This window comes from Paenibacillus sp. JJ-100 (assembly GCF_948329825.1).
GTDB lineage: Bacteria > Bacillota > Bacilli > Paenibacillales > Paenibacillaceae > Paenibacillus.
On record NZ_CAOJCM010000002.1, the window covers coordinates 1051777 to 1068897 of the forward strand.

The following is a 17121-nucleotide window of genomic DNA, read 5'->3' on the forward strand; positions in this document are numbered from 1 at the left end:
TTGGAAGGTATCAGCTACGCCACCGGTCATGCTTACATCAATGACAACATATTAACGTATAGCGGGTCGTATAGCGGGTCGATTAGTCAGCCCATCGAACTTTGGGTCTCCGCAACCGATCCTAACGGACGGTATGCTTATAATGTAGTTCAAATTCAGGGCGAGAACTTGGCACCACTGATTGTAAGCTCGCCCTTGATTTCGTTCGATCCCAATAGAAACAAATTTGACCCACCCGTTTTGGATGTGTCTTACTTATTCCACGATCCCAATGGAGATGCGCTCTCCTTTACTTTGGTGCAAGAGCCGGATCCCCTCAGCGGGCTGACTGTCGGTCTATGGGGACATGATTTGTACCTCGGCGGATCGCCAACGATCCCGGCGTCCTTCACTCTGCGGGCCACAGATTCACAAGGACTGTACACGGATCTAACCAGCACGCTGAATTTCGTACCTGAACCTGTATCGCATGGCCTGATTCAGTCCAGCGGTACACTCACTCAGGTTGACCTAAATACTTATTTCACAGATCGAGACAACGATCCACTTTCTTATACCATTGACGCTATGTCTAGTAGTGGCGCAATTATTGCTTCAATTAATGGAAATATTCTATCTATCTCAGGTATTATCACATCTCCATTTAGTTTAAACATTAAGGCCAGGGATGGGTATGGTTTTTCAGCCACTAATATTATCCGTTTTTAATCAACAGAAAATAATCAAAAAGCTTTTACACGAAAGGAGAAGTCATGGATCCCAGGCATAAGCACATTACCGACTTATTATTAAATCATTCATACCACTCAGCTGAGTTAGCTGCTAAAAAACATGTACAGGAGTTCCCTATAGATGGTCAAGGTTGGCTCTTATTTGGTGAAGCCTTAATGAATCAAGGTAAAGGAAAAACAGCTCAACTCCTATTCGATCGCGCATTGTTTCTTGATCCTAAAGGGAAATGGATGCAATTTATGCAGAGCGAGTTGCAAAAATATCCACGCGATGAAATCGTAAGTGAAGACATAGAAAATCTCCTGTCCGTTCCAAAGGTTACTGTCTCTGCAGCTCTCATTATTAAAGATGAAGAGCGGAGCATTGAAAGATGCATTGAAAGCATTATAGATGCTGTTGATGAAATCATCGTTATAGATTCAGGCTCGACAGACCTAACATTGACAATTCTACAAAAATACCCTCAAGTCCAGGTTCATCTGTTGAAATGGAATGACAGTTTCGCAGAACTACGCAATGAAGCATTGCGACATGTCACATCAGATTGGGTGTTCTGGCTGGATGCAGATGAGTGGCTTCACGAGGATGATAGAGGACTTATTCGGCTTGCGGCGGGAATTTACAGCAGCATGAATACTTATATTCCCGCGCTGCAGCCTTGCTTAATTAACTATGTAAAAGACGGTCATGTCACGGAATATTCCGTTCCTCGCCTCTTTCAGACAAACAAAGGAATTTATTATAGTGGAAGGATTCATGAGCAGATTGCGACAGAAACAGAAGGGATCTTCACTTCCAATGTTCTGCATAAGCCTATCGGCATTCGTCTGCATCACGATGGTTATAAACCTGAAATTACAGCCAATAAAAATAAAATAAACCGTAATATCAACCTTTTAAAAATGATGACGAAGGAAGATCCGACGAATCCAGGATGGTGGTACTTTCTTGGGCGTGAAACACTGAACACTGAAGACAAGCAGAGCTCCTTGTCTTACTTTGCTAAGGCTATCGAATTGGGAGAGTCTAATCGTTATTTCGGACGAATCGCAGAGATTCATATGCTGATGGGAAAAATCTATCGTTCTCAAAACAAACTTGAGTTAGCTGAAAATTGTTATTCTAAAGCTCTTGCACTCCACCCTGATTATCCTGATGCTCATTTCTTATTGGCAAGTATGGCTGTATCTAAGGCTCAAAAATTACTAGAAGGTGCCTACAAACATGTGAATGAAGCTGCAAACGGTTTTCATACTTATCGTGGTACTGTTTCTCCAGATCAGAGCATTCATTTGTGGAGAGCCGAGTTGCTGCGCTCAGATATTCTTGTTCTCAATGGTCATTTTTCCGAAGCGGTATCCATACTACAAACATTACAAGCTGAGATCCCAAGTTTGGACATTATAGATTCAAAATTAAAATTCATCGAACAGCAAGTACAGCAGTTATTAAAAAACAGAGCTTAAACGCTCAACACGGAAAGAAGGATGTTACTTTGGTTAAGAAGATTTATACTTTAACGCTCTTCCTTGCCTTTTTGGCTATGATAACAAGTTCCTATAGCGTGTCGGCATCTACACCAGAGAATAGCGGTGCATATCTTACAGCAATTCAAGGTGAAGTAAGCGTTACTCGAGCAGGGGGAATCAAATCATTTTCTGCTTTTGCCAACATGAAGCTCTATCAAGGTGATCGAATAATTACTGGAGATAATGGTTCGGTAACCATTAAAGTCAGTCACCCCGAGTCGGTAAGATATATAGGAAAAAATTCTAATGTTGTAATTTCTAACTTAAAGCAAAGCGCTTCAGGAAATAGATTCTCTATCAAATTGTGGGCAGGATCAATGTGGAGCTCCGTATCAAGCTTAAGGGACGCTGATGAAGATTTCGTCGAAACCCCAGGTTCCAAATTACATGTTCAAGGCACTAACTTTAACGTTATGGTTCAATCAGATGGCACGTTATCGATGTTCGTTGCTTCTGGATTTGTGGCTGTATCTTCAACTGATCGCACTTCTTCCAGTGTACCCTTTTTAGTAGCACCAACACAGCAGATACACGTAAATCCTGCCGCTCTTCCTGACAATATGAAGAATGCTCTAACTGTTGTGGATGTAGCTGAATTAGTGGCACAAGTGGATCCTTTCATTTTAAAAGCGATGATTACCAGTTCTCCTGCCATTATTGCAGAGAATAAAAAGCTTGAAATACAGCTGAAGGATTCTTTGGGTAAAAAAATTCAACCCTTGCTCCAACGAGATGGAATACAATCTGACTTAAGTATTAAAACCCAAGAAAATCTTGTTACTTACTTAGAAAATCTCAACAGATTAATGTCGAATATCGCGTTTGAATCCGTTCAGCAAGATAAGATAAATCTTAATGAAATGAATGCATTTCTTACTACTACCAACCAACAAATAAACGATCCAGATCATAAAATCCGTACACAAAATATTGAATCCCTTCATCCATTGGGAGGACTTGACCCAGCCAATGCCCATAATAGGGAGAAAGAACAATCTCGTCTAGAAACATTTCAAAAGAATGCCGAGAAGAAGCAACTTCTCCTTCAGTCGGATTTCAAAGCTAGATTGAGTCTATCCTTGCAACAAATTCTAGATAACAAACGAATCCTTGATATTGCTAATAATTCTATTCTTGAACAGCTTCAGAGTCATGCTGAAATGTTATACACCACTCAATTATCACCTGAGGAACTTACAAAATTCAAAAAAAACAAACAACTACTTAGAATCAATAACCCAGGTTCTTCTACCGAACAAGTAGTTACAGAATCTAATTTGCCTAGTATTCCAAGTACTCCTAATACTCCAAGTACTCCCGAAATTACTCTAGAGCAGATCAAAACAGCACAAGGTTTCAATCTGGCTATTCATTTAAAGAATTTTACAGGTTCCAATGCTATCTACGGTACCGAGTTTCACTTTATCAGTGATAACGCCATTGAAGTCATTGGCCCAGAAAATCGATTTCTAAACAACTCATTCTTCGTTCCTGCCAACAGTGTGGATATCGTAAAAACTTATCTTGGAACTATGGATAACTCTGGATTAACGAAAAAGGAAACAATCTACGCTGCAACTCAATTCGGTTCTGCATCAAACACTGCAATTTCTGACGGGATTTTGGCTACGATTCCTTTCTCTGTGATTGGGGACGGAACGTTCAAACTGTTCTATGTTAAGATCGTTGATAGTACTGGTAGAACCATTTTGGAGTTAAACGAACCAAATGCTGGATTGCCAGCAGCTTTTACTTTCACTAAATAAATGACTAATACAATGTTCTCAAATACTGTTTACAAGGAGTTTCTATGCCACTATTACAAAAACTAGCTCTCACTTTCAGTGCTGCAATCATTGGATTTAGTACGAACGTAGCTTCTGCTGCGGATGTCACTCCGCTATATAATGATAAAGGGAGTATTATCGCTACAATCTCAAGAATCGCTGGTAACGCGATCTATGGCGAACAGGAGGGAGTTGCTTCTACTTCTTCTTTCAGGCAACCAACAGGTTTGGCGGTTGGCGCAAAAGATGAATTGTTTATTTCAGATACTGGCAATCACAAAATTAGTACCTTTAGCTCTGATAACATAAGCACGTATGCCGGTCCTTCATCTACTCTCTATAGAGATTCGGGAGGACAGCCCTTGGGTGCACTTCTTGACGGGAATAAAGGAACTGGCTTGTTCCAGTCTCCTTCCGCCCTGGCTTATAGTACAGACAAATACCTCTATGTCGCCGATAGTGGTAACAATGCTATCCGTAAAGTGTCTTCAAATGGTGATATTGTCACTATTGCCGGAAGTGGGCGCATTGGTAATACTGATGGAAAGGGTGCAACTGCCTTATTTCACCACCCACAGGGTATTGCTGTGACGAAGGACGGCATTGTCTACGTAGCGGATACATTAAACCATGTTATTCGTAAGATTATGCCAGATGGAACAACTTCTACTATAACTGCTGCATCGGATCGTGTTGTTGAGGATCACCCTGGTTTCGTTTTGCCAGCCGGTGATTATAAGGATGGTCCTATCCATCAGGCGTTATTTAATGAACCAACTGGCCTTGCACTTGATAACAGAGAGAATTTATATGTCAGTGACTCTGGAAATCAACGAATTCGTTACATTGATTTTTCCACTAATCAGGTCATCACTGTAGCTGGTGAATCTAAAATGGATGGTATTTCAATTTATAGCAAAAATGCGTTATATGCACCGGGAAATTATAAGGATGGGGCTTCTCAATCTGCAACCTTTCATTTCCCTAGAGGTATTACTCTAGATAAATCAGGTGGTCTTCTAATTGCTGATTCTTTAAATAATGTTATAAGGTATCTAAAAAACGGAATTGTAACTACAGTCGCTGGTAGCCAAACAGGAGAAGCAGGCACCCAGAATGGTTTGGAGAAGCTAGCTCTATTCAACGCACCTCAGGATGTAGCCATCACATCAGATGGAACCATCTATGTGGCAGATATGGGAAATAACGTTATCAGAAAAATCGATCCCTATGCACTGCCTGCGAACATTATTGGTAATAAATCTGTGATTAAAGTTGTTCTTGAAAATAAACAGCTTAAATTCGACACTTCTCCAGAGATGAATACAGGAAGAGTTATGGTACCTGTTCGGCAAATTGCTGAAGCTCTTGATTTTGAGATAACATTTTCTTCGGACGGTAATACTATTAATCTAGAGAAAGATAACCGCTTCATACAACTATTTCTTGGTTCTAAAAACATCAAATTTAAAGAGGTAAATGGAACAGAAACAACTAAAGAAATAGACACAGTGCCCTATGTAAAAAAAAATAGAACCTATGTCTCCCTGCGTTTTATAGCAGAAGAACTTGGGATAGATGTTCAGTGGATCCCAACCATTCGTACTGCCATACTACGGAACAGTATAAATGATGGATTTTAGGGAATTTTTCATTCGCACGTATTCCATCAATTAAATTGTAAAAAATATCGAATAAGGACTACGCAGAAGTCAAGAATTAGCTTCGTTGATCTCTGTGTAGTCCTTTATTTATTTCATCATATACTTTTCCTCAGTTTGTTTCCTTACTATTTCTGCTTATAAAACTCATGATACAATTTCATCAACGCCCGCTTCTCAATCCGCGAGACATAACTGCGTGAAATGCCAAGCTCCTTAGCAATCTCGCGCTGGGTGCGCTCTTCTCCACCAGCTTCAAGGCCAAAGCGACCAATAACGACTTCTTTCTCCCGATCATCCAAAATGTCGAGGTTGCGATAAATTTTGCTTTTTTCAATTTTGAGCTGCACACGGTCAACTACATCATCGGCTTCCGTGCCGAGGATATCAATTAATGTAATTTCAATAACATGTTCATTATAGACATAATGTAATTATCGAATGTTCATTCCGCATTCTCGGTATTATTGTATGCTCGCATTGATAATTTCTTCTATTTTAATTAAGCTGTAGTCCTCTTCGCCACGAACAAGTTTGATTATCCTGCTCTGTCTGTCGATCGATGCTACGACTCCTTTTATCTCTTCATCGTCAAAAGGATTGAATACCGTAAGCGTAACGGAGTGGCGTTCCTGATACGATTCGAAGATCGCTTCCTCGATAAGCTGCATTTCCTGTTCGTCCAGTACCGGCTTTCCTCTTCTCTCTTGTTCTCTCATTTCATTTAAGTGTGCGTCCCGGTGTTCAGGAAGGATAAAGCGAGAGCCCTCGAAAACTCCATTGTCCGTTAATTTACTTGCCAAAGTAATACCCCCTAATATTGTGTCCAATAATCCGTGTTATTCGGCTTAATCGTCTTTGGGGCTTTAGAAAGCTGAGGCTTCTCAGATTCTCGCTCCCAGCCCTCCAGAATCACGATGTTGGCCGTGTCTGACTTGTTCTCCCAATGTATGTAATTCGCAGACACAAGGATATCCAGTGCGACCAGAACATCTGCTTTATGTTTGCCTGTCTTGATGGTCAGTTCATGAATCGTAGGGAAACGTCTGCGGCCGCTCTTATAGTTATACAAAATCCGAAGTACTTTGCGCTGGTAATCAGTCAACATACTTATGCCCCTTCCCCTGTTTTAATAGGATGCCATGCCAGCAAGCCTGACTCTTTAAATGTACGCGGCTGGCCAGATAACAAGTCATCAGCCTTGATCATTCCGGATCGAATGCTTTTGATCTGAATGCGACGCTTCGTAATCTTTCCCGACTGATCCTGATAAATGATTTCCACTAACCAACCCAAGTATTTTACTGGCATGTTCATCCCTCCATAAACAGAACATTTGTTTGCTTTTTGTTATTATATGCGAATATACGTTCGTTGTTCAACAACTAAAAAAAGGAACAACGGGATTAACCCTGCTGCTCCTTTTCGTATTCAATCAATTGCGATAAGTCTGTAAGTTCCAATGCCATCATAATTTTATTCAAGTTTTCTGGCGACCAGGCTTTAGATTTGTTCTCTGCCATATCCGAAACAGTATTCCATCTAATCCCTGTCATGTTGCTGATTTGTCGAGGATTAAGACCCCGCTCTTCCATAAGTTCGTTTAACTTCAATCTAATCATTGTTATCACCTCAAATACATCATACACATTTATATAAAAGAATTCAACGATTATCGTTGACATTCAACGAATTTCGTTGTGTTATATATATATATATATAAGGAGGTGAACAACAGCAATGAAAACATTGGATTGGGTCTTGCTCCTAACAGCACTCACTAACCTGATAACGGCCATTATCGGATTGGTAAAAGCGCTGAAAGAGAGCAAGAAAAAAGGAACCCGAAACAAGCGTAAACGGCGCAAGCGTTAAGGGATTCCAGAAAGAGTAGGCGGCTAATAAAGCGCCTGCTCACCCCAATCTTATCATAAACGACAATTAAATTTCCACTAGGAGGGCTTAGGATGAACATCGTTATATGGACCATTGCTTTAGGTGGGCTAGTCACCTCAGTCATTGCTTTAATACTGTCGATCAGAAATTTCAGAAAATAACGAAGGGTTGGATTGGGGCTTGAAATTACCATGGAGGTACAACAGCGTTGGGGACATCTCATACATTTATGTGACCGGTACAGACAAATATCTTCAAGTAGTCCGAATAGTTAAACGATTGCTAGGACGCAAGGTTGTCGCTGATCTGCAGTCAAATAAGAGTCGAACACGTTGTGTGATAAAACTATATATGTAAACAAAAAAGACACTGCCGACATTATATCAGCAGTGTCTATCAGTCTTTTATTCAATAGTAAATGTTGCTGCATGATCGGCGCTTGCCCCGTAGACTCCCTTTTCCACACAAGTAAATGTCCCACCGAGTGTGGCTCTATAAAAACCTGGGGTGACCATTCCGATAGCGGCCTGATCCTGTATAAAGTTTTTAGGTGGAGTAACTCCATATTTAAAATTTTGAGTACTTATTGACTCCCATTTAAAAATTTTACTATTCCATTTTTCAAACTTCACAGCAACATTGGAATAATTAATTTTATCACCCACCACACTGATACCCCAGTTACACACCGCACCTCCAACAGCATTAGTCTCACATTCAATTATTCCTAAACCTGTTCCAAAAGTTCCTATTTCACCATTTGAAGCAAATTGACTTTGTTTATTGGGGTTTATTATTTCATCTTGTGGTGTGAAAGTTGTATTGCCTGGTTTAATTTCTTCAGTAGGCAAATCTTGTTGTTGCACTGCTTCAGCTGATATCCCTGAAGCAAACAAAATACTGAAGATCAACAAAAATGCTGATGCAAAAGATAGAATTTTTTTCATCATGTTTCTCCCTTATTTTGATAATTAAACAGCTGGCCAGCTATTTAATAACAATATAACACTCAAGATGCTAGAAACATGTCGAATCGTAACTAGAAAAAAGATCTATTTTTACAATTATATACAGGTATATGTACCTATATTACATATTTACATATTCAATTCCATTTAACGTGCCTTAAAAAAGCTGTTTCAAAAATTCGCACATGTGAAACAGCTTTTTAATTAAATATGCCCTGTGTCAAAATACTTTTGCACATCTGAAATTTTGTTATCAACAAAGTACTTAGCTTGATCCTTTATAGTGTCAATAATAGTTAGAGCGTCAATCCCATATTCCTCTAAGTGAGAAATTGGTTCAAACGTACCCAATTGAATTAATTCGTCTTTTTCAATGTTTAGAGAGATATATACTATCAGTTTACCTTGATGTATGACTTCTGCTTTGACTTCACTAGTCTCCAAATCTACTTTAATAAATTTAGTTTTCACATTAATCGGCTCAAATTTTGTAAAACCAGCCATAATAGTTTCCTCCCTTATTGTGGTCAATATTATCATAAGCATATCAACAAAAAAAAGCACTGCCAGCATTATGCCAACAGTGCCCTTTTTACCGATGCCATCGGATTTGCAACTATATTATCATAATTATCCTTCTGCTTCAATCTTCTTCAGTCGCTCATCCATGTCAGCCACGTTTCCGTTAATCCCTGCGATCAGCTTCAGGATATTTTTCCTGAGCCTATTCATCACGATCCCAGATTCCTCTCGTGTAATCATCGCTCCTGGACGTGTGCCATCATAGTATCCATTGGCCGTTACTTCTGCCCATGTCGCTTCTGCCCATGGACTCACGACGTTAATATCCCTTTGTGACAATGGCTTGTCCTCCTTAACGGGCGTCTGCCCATAGTAGTTAATTAGATATTGCGTAGGTTCAACGACTCCCGACTCCGTGGCTGTGTATCCGTACTGCGGGGTGCAGGCTTTGCGCACCTCATAATGCAAATGTGCCCCGCTGCTAATGCCTGTACTGCCTTGCTTGCCGATCAACTGACCACGTTTTACCTGTTGACCAACCTTAACGGCAGCCGCTGACAAGTGAGCATAGACGTGCAGATATCCCTTGTCATCTCGAATTGCAACCGTGATTCCATAATTTCCGAAGCCGGATCCGGACACACCCATTTTAGCGTGCATAACCTCACCGGCAATAAACGCATAAATGGGTCCATCTGCAGGAGATACAACCAGGTCGATGCCCCTGTGAAACTTATTAACGCCACTAACTGGATGCTTACGCATGCCGAATGGACTGGTAATGCGGTACCCGTTAAATGGATTACTCACGTCTTGTTCCCTCCCATATCGTTTCTTGAGATCCGCCAACGATCCATTGAACTCATTCAGATCCACATTGCCCACGATGCCTGGCACCCTACCCGATTCGCTGTATTGCCAAACGTCCCAGAACTTCCATGCTGGCTGATCGTCAGGCACACGGGTATCGCTATAACGCGCAATCCACAAGTCATATGAGCCAAGGGATGCATCGAAGTTTCCAGCAAACGAATTACCCGTGTAAATGATCGGTTTGATACCCGTCAGCCGTTCTAGCTCCAACAAAAACGTTCTGGCCACAACATTAATCTGTGCTTTGCTGATCCCTGCAGGGTTGTTCTCATAATCCATTACCGGCGGTAGCTGCAGGGCTTTTGCTCCGCCAATTGCCTCGAGTGATTTGGCATAGTGAGCAGCTTCAGCTTTTGCTACATCGGCAGAGGTAGCTCGCAGGAAATGGTATGTACCCACCAGCAACCCAGCCAACAGCGCCCCTTTCACATTGGTCACAAAATTCGGATCAGTGTACGTCTGCCCCTCGGTTGCTTTGATGAACACAAATTCACGTTTATCCGCCTTAACCTGCTGCCAATCAATTTTGCCCTGGTACCTGGAGACATCGATCCCTTGAACGTTGCTATCCTTACGTGCTTGCATGTGTATCGCTCCTTAAACTGCAGGCTTTTTATTCGTTGGATCTTGATCGTCTGGTAGGTTCGGATTAGGAGGAACCGAACTCTTAGACTCGAAAATCTTGACGGCATTACGTAATGCGTCCGGCATAGGGAGTCCCATACGTCCAGCGTTTTCAATGACGGATAATAGCTCGTTGGCAATATAGAAAAAGACTACCGCGTCTTGAATGTACCCAGTGTCACCCCATGCCAGATCAATATAATGGGCAATAGTGACGATTAAGAAAATTGCAGCTTTTCTTGCAATCCCTTCAAAGCCAACACGACTACGCAGCTCATGCTTGATCCATGCGGCAGCCCATCCAGTCAACCAATCCACTATCACCAAGATCAAAAGTAAATGTATTAACATGTTCCATCCTCCAAACAGGTACCCAGTGCCAGCCCCCACGGCTGCTGATACCATTTTAATGACATTAGCTAACCCCTCGTTCATCCCGCTTCCTCATCTCTCTCATATAATAGGAAAAGCCCCCTGACCACTCCAGAGGGCGTAAAAATAGCGCACCCTTGGGTACGCTTGTTATTCAACGATCAGGAATTCCAGACCGCTCTCGATCAGAATTTCTTTAACACCTTCCTGCAATGATGCAGGCACTGCTTTGAATTCTGTTTTGTTCAGTATCACGCGTTGAGCAAAGAACATTGCCATCATGCTTTCGTCACCTCCCTTCAGGAGCAGCCAAGTTATGAATCGCCGGATCATTTGTAAAGCTGAGTCGCCATTTCAGCGATGACATCCTCTACAAAATCTGCACGTTCAGACAATGCACTGCTTTGAGCTTTCAGGAGTGTGCTTTCTTGCTTCAGAGATTCAAACTCTTCTTGTGGCACCGATACGTATATAGCCGGCTCTCGTAAGGGTTCTTCAGCAAAGATCAAAAAATTGCCTTCCGATATATTTTCTTCACGAATTAGATGCATAGACTTGTACTCTTTAATTAATTCATCTCTTTCGGCATCTGATTCGTATTGATAACGCCATTCCATTGAAATCCCCCCCTAGTATACTGTCATCCCAAATGCGATTTTAAAAGCTAGACCAGTTGCATAAACATTATTTTGACTGGTTGTTGACCTCATATAAAGCTGTAACACGTCACCTGTTTTTAGTGTTATATCGTCAGAAAACGCTCGTGTTCCGTTGTCGGGAATATGCCTTTCTACACCTACGGGGACATCATTTACATATAACCTGGCATATCCACCCGCGCCTGCGATGCTGTAATCTACAGCAATAGTGTAGTCGATTCTGTATGTCCCTCCAATGTTAGGTGTATAACTTTTTACTTTTCTCCAAGTTGTACTGCTCGTACCACCTATCGAATTAGGGTCTCTGTACAATAGGTAGTCGCCAGGTTTAATACTTGATACAGTTTGTACCTTTTGGGCAAGCACCGCCCACGTATCAGATGTGGATGCACTTCCTCCGTTGGCGTTAATGGCATCCACCAGTAACTGCTTTGCACTAACGCCAGATTGCTTTAAATCTTTCAATTGTTGCCCAATCATTGCCATTTCTCCGGTATAAGCAAACGGCACATCTTTTTCGCCATTATTAGCGGCATTGAGTTGTATCCGGCTAAACGCCATAACTTCTACAGGAGGCGCATTTGTAACAACAAGCCTCAAAAAGAATCTTGTTGTCCCAGTAGGTATGGTAAATAATATCCTCTTGCGATGCCACCAGCTTTGGGTATTTGCAGATAAGTTGAACAACGTATTACCTGAGTCGTAATCCTTGACTTCGATTAACACGCCAGTATCAGTATAGCTTCCAGAGGTATGAAAAAGAGATTGTAAATGATACTTTGCCCCCGGAGTTGTTTGAATTACATTGCTGTCCAATACTGCATATTGATTTCTTGCAACGTTCTGAGCAAAGAAAAATGAAGTTACATCTCCATTAACAGAAGTTGCAAAAGGTACGCCGCCGTTGTTAGTCCATCCATCCAGTCCTAATAATCCAGAGGAATTTGAAATCAGGTTTGATGTGGGGTTTTCAAAAGGGAAAATGATATCATCTGTGCTTAAGACTCTATGAAATACAGGGTTGAACACTCCATTAGACACTGTGGGAATTTGCCCGGTGTCGAATACATATATCTTATTTTTTTCGTTGTTAGTAAACGTCATATAAATTCCACGTGCGCCCATATTTGAGTGAGAGTTTTCGAAACGCATCGTCCCGTCTGTAGGGTGCAGGAAACAGTTGTTACCGTAAAGCACAGAACCGTTCGAATTGGATGAAAAGGTTCCCCAATTCCCAATAATCATCCTACCTGTCATGTTGACGCCACCTGTACGTGGAACGCTTGCGTCCATTGCCGCTTTTCTTGCGTCATTGACCGCCTTTGGTGTAGCTGCTTCTGTTTCTGATAGAGATGTTGTTGCATTATTTAGTTTAGTAATGCCAGTTGTAGTTAGGGATGCATTTGGAATCTGAACATTGTCCAAACGTTTCAGAATCTCTTCCAGACTTACATTAACCCGCTGATCTGTAGTGGAGATAACTCCGCTCGTATCCGTAGCAACATAAAGAAGCGGCAAGCCAGCTTTGGCCGTTGCTTGTGATGTTGTCTTTTTCACCACGCCATCAATGTCCACATACAAGTACTGTCCCTGGGTTGGATTCAGTTGCATTTCACCTGCAGGTACCTGGTATCGACGACCGCCTACATAGGCAATCCCTGCTGTCCATGTGACTTCAAGCCCTTGAGCGGTACACAGTAGCCCCATAATACCATCAACAGGTACAACAAAATTACCGCCCAGCTCCTTTGCTAATTGCTCAATCAGTGTATGAGCTGCTTCGATACCACTTTCCATATTGTTAAGGCGGGTTGATGTGATCCGGGTGCCTACTTGGACTAACTCAAAAAGAGGACGGCCAGTCTGCGGATCAGTCTTTTGCTTGCCTGTACCAGAGTCCATGATCGGCCTAGTTAGATCAGGGATCTCATCTTTCCATTCTTGCTTGTTATACACTTGTCTTCACCTCCAGTTTGATATTAAATTCAAAACCAATGAGAAAACCGAGATTATTCTTAACCACATTATGGGCCTGATGGGCTAGTGTTCGCCCTTGGTCGTCCATGAGAGATGCTCCAAGGATCTGTTTTCCTATTAGTTCAGTGTCAGCGAGAAACACATATTTGCGGATACTTCTTCCGGAAATAACTGTGTTGTGAATGGGATAACGGACGAGTTCACCGCCAACATTGACCAACGCATGGTCGAAGTATGAATCTACGCTGTTGACTACATTATCAAGTAACAATGGTTGAATAACTTCAGCAGCCATTACGCTGTCCCTCCTTGCATGGGTATTTCAAATCCTGTGATTGGACTATCGAGACGTGTGGCCGAAGTTACTGATCCCACTGTGATTGTCCTTTGTGCCAAAGTTCCGCTTGTCCCAAGTTCAACAGGCATTTCCAGACCACAAATTGGATAATCAACACTGTGTCCGTAGGCTTTAGCCCCTAATGTAATAGTTGATTCAGGGGCCTGGAGAACTGGAACAGCACGATTGATATGAACAGGGCGAATGTATTCGAAATCGCCAAATAGCCCCGCCATGTTAATTGGGAAGCTGCTGTCATATTCAAAGTGGATCTCTTTGGCCAAAAACTCTTCTTTCACCTGCAGGAGTTTTCCATATTGTGAACCGAGCTGCCGAAGGATCGGCAGCTTGAATGGCTTCTTGGCCAAACGCTTCCTGCGAATCGCTTCTCGGCGTTGGGTAATCGTTCCGATCTGATCCTCCCGGAAATAAATCCATTCCCATAGGCCCAGTCCCCAGGTCGCCCGCTGCAGCAAGAACTGATCTACGAGCTCATTCATCTTCTTTCCGCGAAGATCGATCTCTTCCTCCATCACGCCAAAGTGCCAGCCTGCTACCTCATTTTCGTACCAGTATGGCGGTAATACTTCACGGTACCGAATTGGAATCATGAAAGGATCACCTCAACCTGCAGGAGCGAAACAGGCGGGATGTCTACGTCTTGAACATCATCATTCAAGGTGAAACCACTATAATTCTCCACGCCTGGCACAAGCAAGAGAGCGGCAATGTAGTTATATAGCAATTTACTCCGACCGTTGGCGTACGCTATCACACGCTGACGGATCGTTTCACCTAGCTGCTGCAGGTCTTCCGATGTCTGCAGGGTCGCTTTCACCGTGACAAGGAAAATCGGGGCTGGATGCACTGCCAAGTCGTGGCCTGCAATGCGGTAATCCTCCCACATTAATTCTTTAACTGTCTCCGCAAACTGAGACGTAATCGGCTGGCCATCCATATCAGTAAGGTACAAATCAATAGAATTATCATGACGTTCCTTTTCAACTGCAACGGCCCCGCCTACGCCCTGAATCTCTTTGGCCCATAGTTCATAGTCCTTACGGCGGCCGTTCCCTTCCTCAACAAAAGCGCGATCCAGGATGCGCAAACGGTAATCATCGTTGGACTCACCATCTTTACGAACCATACCATCTGCCCAACCATGCGCGTCTAGAAATTCATCATCTGCCCAGATCGGCGTAGCCTGCAGTACACCATAGCCCCACAATTCTTGCTGCTCAGCAATTTCCTGAGCGATTGGATACCACATGTCGTAAAAGAATTCACCTTCCCCCATAGGTGGGGGTGGATCTCCACGTTCATTCGCTAATGCTATAGCACGATTGACCCATCGTTGATAGATCATTTCAGGTGTTTCCTCCAAAACTGGTATTGCTGGAAACTTAGGCAGATCGTTAATCGTCAAACTCACGCATCAATCACCTCACTCAATTCAGTGCTTCCCACCAAACCTGTAATCTGGATAGTCAGATCCATGCCACGATCAACACGCGTCATTGATATCACTTCCGCTTGCTCGATCTCCGGATGAGCTGCTAGAGCTTCTTCAATGTCGCGGATGATTTCCGTGTCTTCCCATCCCGGCCACTCTGATCTTTCAACGCCCATATCCTCACCATATACAACATATTGAAAGCGTTCAGTGCAGAGGATCTTCATAGCCGTCTCAACCAAGAATTCTTCATAACTTTTCGTTCGAACAGGACGCCCATACTCATCCAGAACAGCCCTGCGATTACGGTAATCCATTTTGTAGGTCCACTTGGTCTCGGATGGGATACTGTCCACCAGATCCGTGACGTCTACCTCTTCGAGATCCATTTCAGGGAACATTGATTCTTCCTCATCCACTTAGGTTATCGCTCCTTCCCTAAAACGTAATAGCGTTGACCAGTCATGCGGGAAACAAGCAGCCTATCACCGACCTCCAACGGACTAGGGATAAGCAGCTTCCCTTTCAGAGTTGTTGGAGCTGGCTCTATCACATCAAACGTGACTTCAATTTCACGTTCCTGTAGATAATCTGCGAAGACCAGGCTTCCTGATTCATAAGGGTGCGGATCTCCATCAACTTTAATTTTCGCATTCGGCCAGCTCAGGAGAGTTGCACGTTCTGTATCCCTCGCATCGATGTGGCCCGTTAGCTTCTCTTTCAATAACTGCATTGCATCACCCATCATTATGCTTCCCTCCGTTCCAGCACCATTTTGACGGTGAATATACCGTTGCTCCAGCTTGTGTCGGCACTCTCTACGATCCATTTAGTGACGACCGTTGTCTTGATCAGTACTAGCCAACCAGCCCGAAGCCCAGCGAGTGTGAAATCTTCATGACGAACTGTAATTTTCTTAATCTGCTTAGGTTTGGCCATTGCCTTTAGCCGCTGGGTTGCAATGGTAGTTGGATTCTCTTCCTCTTCCACTTCGATGATCTCTTCCATGCGACCAAATGTCTTCAATGCACTAGCATCGGTTTTCGTAACTGATGCAGATAGCTTGTCATCCTTATACTTCTGCGCGGTGACGACCGTGTATGTGTCTTCGATGTTGTACCCTGCACTGCTAGCTTCCATCTGTTCAGGCACAAAAATAGGCACCTTCTCATTGGTGCCTTCCCTCACAACCTGCAGATAAAAATGTTTCTCTGTACGAATGACATCAATATGATACCGGTAGCCGCTACGCTCATATGCTTTTTGCAACACATCCAAGATAATCTCAGAGTGCGCCATCGTCCCATAGCGCTCGTCTATGTTAAAACCGAGTTTGGGACATCGGAAGTCAACGCCAGTCGTCTGAATGTACTTTTGCAACTCAGCTCCTGCTTCACCTTTCAAATACGGCCGAGTCCCTTTGTTCTTGGCAAGGTACCAACCAATTTCGCGAGCTTTAATTTCCCATGCACCTGTAAATTCATCTTTTTCATAGTCAATGATCGGACCATGAAAGAACTGGTTCTTGTGATGCAGGAGGGCCTTACCGATCCGGTGGGAAAAGCACATCAGCATACCGGCCACACTAACCGTTGGAATGTCACGCAGCCGAACCGTCAAACTGCGCGCGATTTCATCCCGTTGCGATGACCAAGATATGTCCGTTATAGCAGGAGTCAGGGCAGACCTGGCATCCTGCTTACCGTATATAACTGCAAATTTATCCATGGT

At 42.9% G+C, this 17121-nt stretch carries 22 protein-coding genes and 1 pseudogene; 5 read left to right on the forward strand and 18 right to left on the reverse strand.

Annotation, left to right across the window (positions count from 1 at the left end):
- The 4 genes from PQG66_RS11365 to PQG66_RS11380 all read left to right on the forward strand — a co-directional run.
- Positions 1–708 (forward strand): hypothetical protein (locus PQG66_RS11365; RefSeq protein WP_272037776.1); only part of this gene is annotated, 708 nt, incomplete at its 5' end.
- Positions 709–752: 44 nt separating this feature from the next.
- Positions 753–2198, forward strand: a complete 1446-nt coding sequence (locus PQG66_RS11370; protein ID WP_272037777.1) for a glycosyltransferase — start codon at positions 753–755, stop codon at positions 2196–2198.
- A gap of 29 nt (positions 2199–2227) precedes the next feature.
- Positions 2228–4027 (forward strand): FecR family protein, encoded by a 1800-nt coding sequence (locus PQG66_RS11375; protein WP_272037778.1) that lies wholly within the window; start codon positions 2228–2230, stop codon positions 4025–4027.
- A gap of 44 nt (positions 4028–4071) precedes the next feature.
- Positions 4072–5691, forward strand: a complete 1620-nt coding sequence (locus PQG66_RS11380) for an NHL domain-containing protein (protein WP_272037779.1) — start codon at positions 4072–4074, stop codon at positions 5689–5691.
- 146 nt (positions 5692–5837) lie between these two features.
- Here the strand turns inward: PQG66_RS11380 and PQG66_RS11385 are convergent.
- From PQG66_RS11385 to PQG66_RS11405, 5 genes and pseudogenes are all read right to left on the reverse strand, one after another.
- A pseudogene (locus tag PQG66_RS11385) lies at positions 5838–6113 on the reverse strand (sigma-70 family RNA polymerase sigma factor); the annotation flags it as partial.
- A gap of 60 nt (positions 6114–6173) precedes the next feature.
- A complete protein-coding gene (locus PQG66_RS11390) occupies positions 6174–6512 on the reverse strand; it encodes a YolD-like family protein (RefSeq protein ID WP_272037780.1) in 339 nt (112 codons plus the stop codon).
- Positions 6513–6523: 11 nt separating this feature from the next.
- Positions 6524–6817, reverse strand: a complete 294-nt coding sequence (locus PQG66_RS11395) for a hypothetical protein (protein ID WP_272037781.1) — start codon at positions 6815–6817, stop codon at positions 6524–6526.
- A 2-nt stretch (positions 6818–6819) separates the two neighbouring features.
- Positions 6820–7020 (reverse strand): hypothetical protein, encoded by a 201-nt coding sequence (locus tag PQG66_RS11400; RefSeq protein WP_272037782.1) that lies wholly within the window; start codon positions 7018–7020, stop codon positions 6820–6822.
- 95 nt (positions 7021–7115) lie between these two features.
- Positions 7116–7394, reverse strand: a complete 279-nt coding sequence (locus PQG66_RS11405) for a helix-turn-helix domain-containing protein (RefSeq protein ID WP_334220769.1) — start codon at positions 7392–7394, stop codon at positions 7116–7118.
- A 55-nt stretch (positions 7395–7449) separates the two neighbouring features.
- Between PQG66_RS11405 and PQG66_RS11410 the strand changes: the two genes are divergently transcribed.
- Positions 7450–7584 carry a hypothetical protein gene (locus PQG66_RS11410; RefSeq protein ID WP_272037784.1) on the forward strand — a complete coding sequence of 45 codons (135 nt, stop codon included), beginning with the start codon at positions 7450–7452 and terminating at the stop codon, positions 7582–7584.
- A 425-nt stretch (positions 7585–8009) separates the two neighbouring features.
- On the opposite strand, the gene PQG66_RS11415 is transcribed toward PQG66_RS11410, so the two are convergent.
- From PQG66_RS11415 to PQG66_RS11475, 13 genes are all read right to left on the reverse strand, one after another.
- Complete coding sequence (locus PQG66_RS11415; RefSeq protein WP_272037785.1) at positions 8010–8555, reverse strand: hypothetical protein; 546 nt, start codon at positions 8553–8555, stop codon at positions 8010–8012.
- A 222-nt stretch (positions 8556–8777) separates the two neighbouring features.
- Positions 8778–9077 (reverse strand): hypothetical protein, encoded by a 300-nt coding sequence (locus tag PQG66_RS11420; RefSeq protein WP_272037786.1) that lies wholly within the window; start codon positions 9075–9077, stop codon positions 8778–8780.
- Positions 9078–9203: 126 nt separating this feature from the next.
- Complete coding sequence (locus PQG66_RS11425) at positions 9204–10553, reverse strand: GH25 family lysozyme (RefSeq protein ID WP_272037787.1); 1350 nt, start codon at positions 10551–10553, stop codon at positions 9204–9206.
- 12 nt (positions 10554–10565) lie between these two features.
- Positions 10566–11027, reverse strand: coding sequence for a phage holin family protein (locus PQG66_RS11430; RefSeq protein ID WP_272037788.1), 462 nt, complete (start codon positions 11025–11027; stop codon positions 10566–10568).
- Positions 11028–11114: 87 nt separating this feature from the next.
- Positions 11115–11246, reverse strand: coding sequence for a hypothetical protein (locus tag PQG66_RS11435; protein ID WP_272037789.1), 132 nt, complete (start codon positions 11244–11246; stop codon positions 11115–11117).
- Positions 11247–11293: 47 nt separating this feature from the next.
- Entirely contained in the window at positions 11294–11581 is a 288-nt protein-coding gene (locus tag PQG66_RS11440; RefSeq protein ID WP_272037790.1) for a hypothetical protein, read from the reverse strand.
- A gap of 12 nt (positions 11582–11593) precedes the next feature.
- Positions 11594–13579: a phage tail protein gene (locus tag PQG66_RS11445; protein ID WP_272037791.1), complete on the reverse strand. Its 1986-nt coding sequence runs from the start codon at positions 13577–13579 to the stop codon at positions 11594–11596.
- Entirely contained in the window at positions 13572–13895 is a 324-nt protein-coding gene (locus PQG66_RS11450; protein WP_272037792.1) for a hypothetical protein, read from the reverse strand. Before PQG66_RS11450 ends, PQG66_RS11445 begins: the two co-directional genes overlap by 8 nt.
- Positions 13895–14548 carry a hypothetical protein gene (locus PQG66_RS11455; RefSeq protein WP_272037793.1) on the reverse strand — a complete coding sequence of 218 codons (654 nt, stop codon included), beginning with the start codon at positions 14546–14548 and terminating at the stop codon, positions 13895–13897. Before PQG66_RS11455 ends, PQG66_RS11450 begins: the two co-directional genes overlap by 1 nt.
- Complete coding sequence (locus PQG66_RS11460; RefSeq protein WP_272037794.1) at positions 14545–15369, reverse strand: baseplate J/gp47 family protein; 825 nt, start codon at positions 15367–15369, stop codon at positions 14545–14547. Before PQG66_RS11460 ends, PQG66_RS11455 begins: the two co-directional genes overlap by 4 nt.
- Positions 15366–15791, reverse strand: coding sequence for a DUF2634 domain-containing protein (locus PQG66_RS11465; protein WP_272037795.1), 426 nt, complete (start codon positions 15789–15791; stop codon positions 15366–15368). Before PQG66_RS11465 ends, PQG66_RS11460 begins: the two co-directional genes overlap by 4 nt.
- Positions 15792–15814: 23 nt before the next feature.
- Complete coding sequence (locus PQG66_RS11470; RefSeq protein WP_272037796.1) at positions 15815–16138, reverse strand: hypothetical protein; 324 nt, start codon at positions 16136–16138, stop codon at positions 15815–15817.
- Entirely contained in the window at positions 16138–17118 is a 981-nt protein-coding gene (locus tag PQG66_RS11475; RefSeq protein ID WP_272037797.1) for an XkdQ/YqbQ family protein, read from the reverse strand. The genes PQG66_RS11470 and PQG66_RS11475 overlap by 1 nt, the downstream gene beginning before the upstream one ends.
- Positions 17119–17121: the final 3 nt, after the last annotated feature.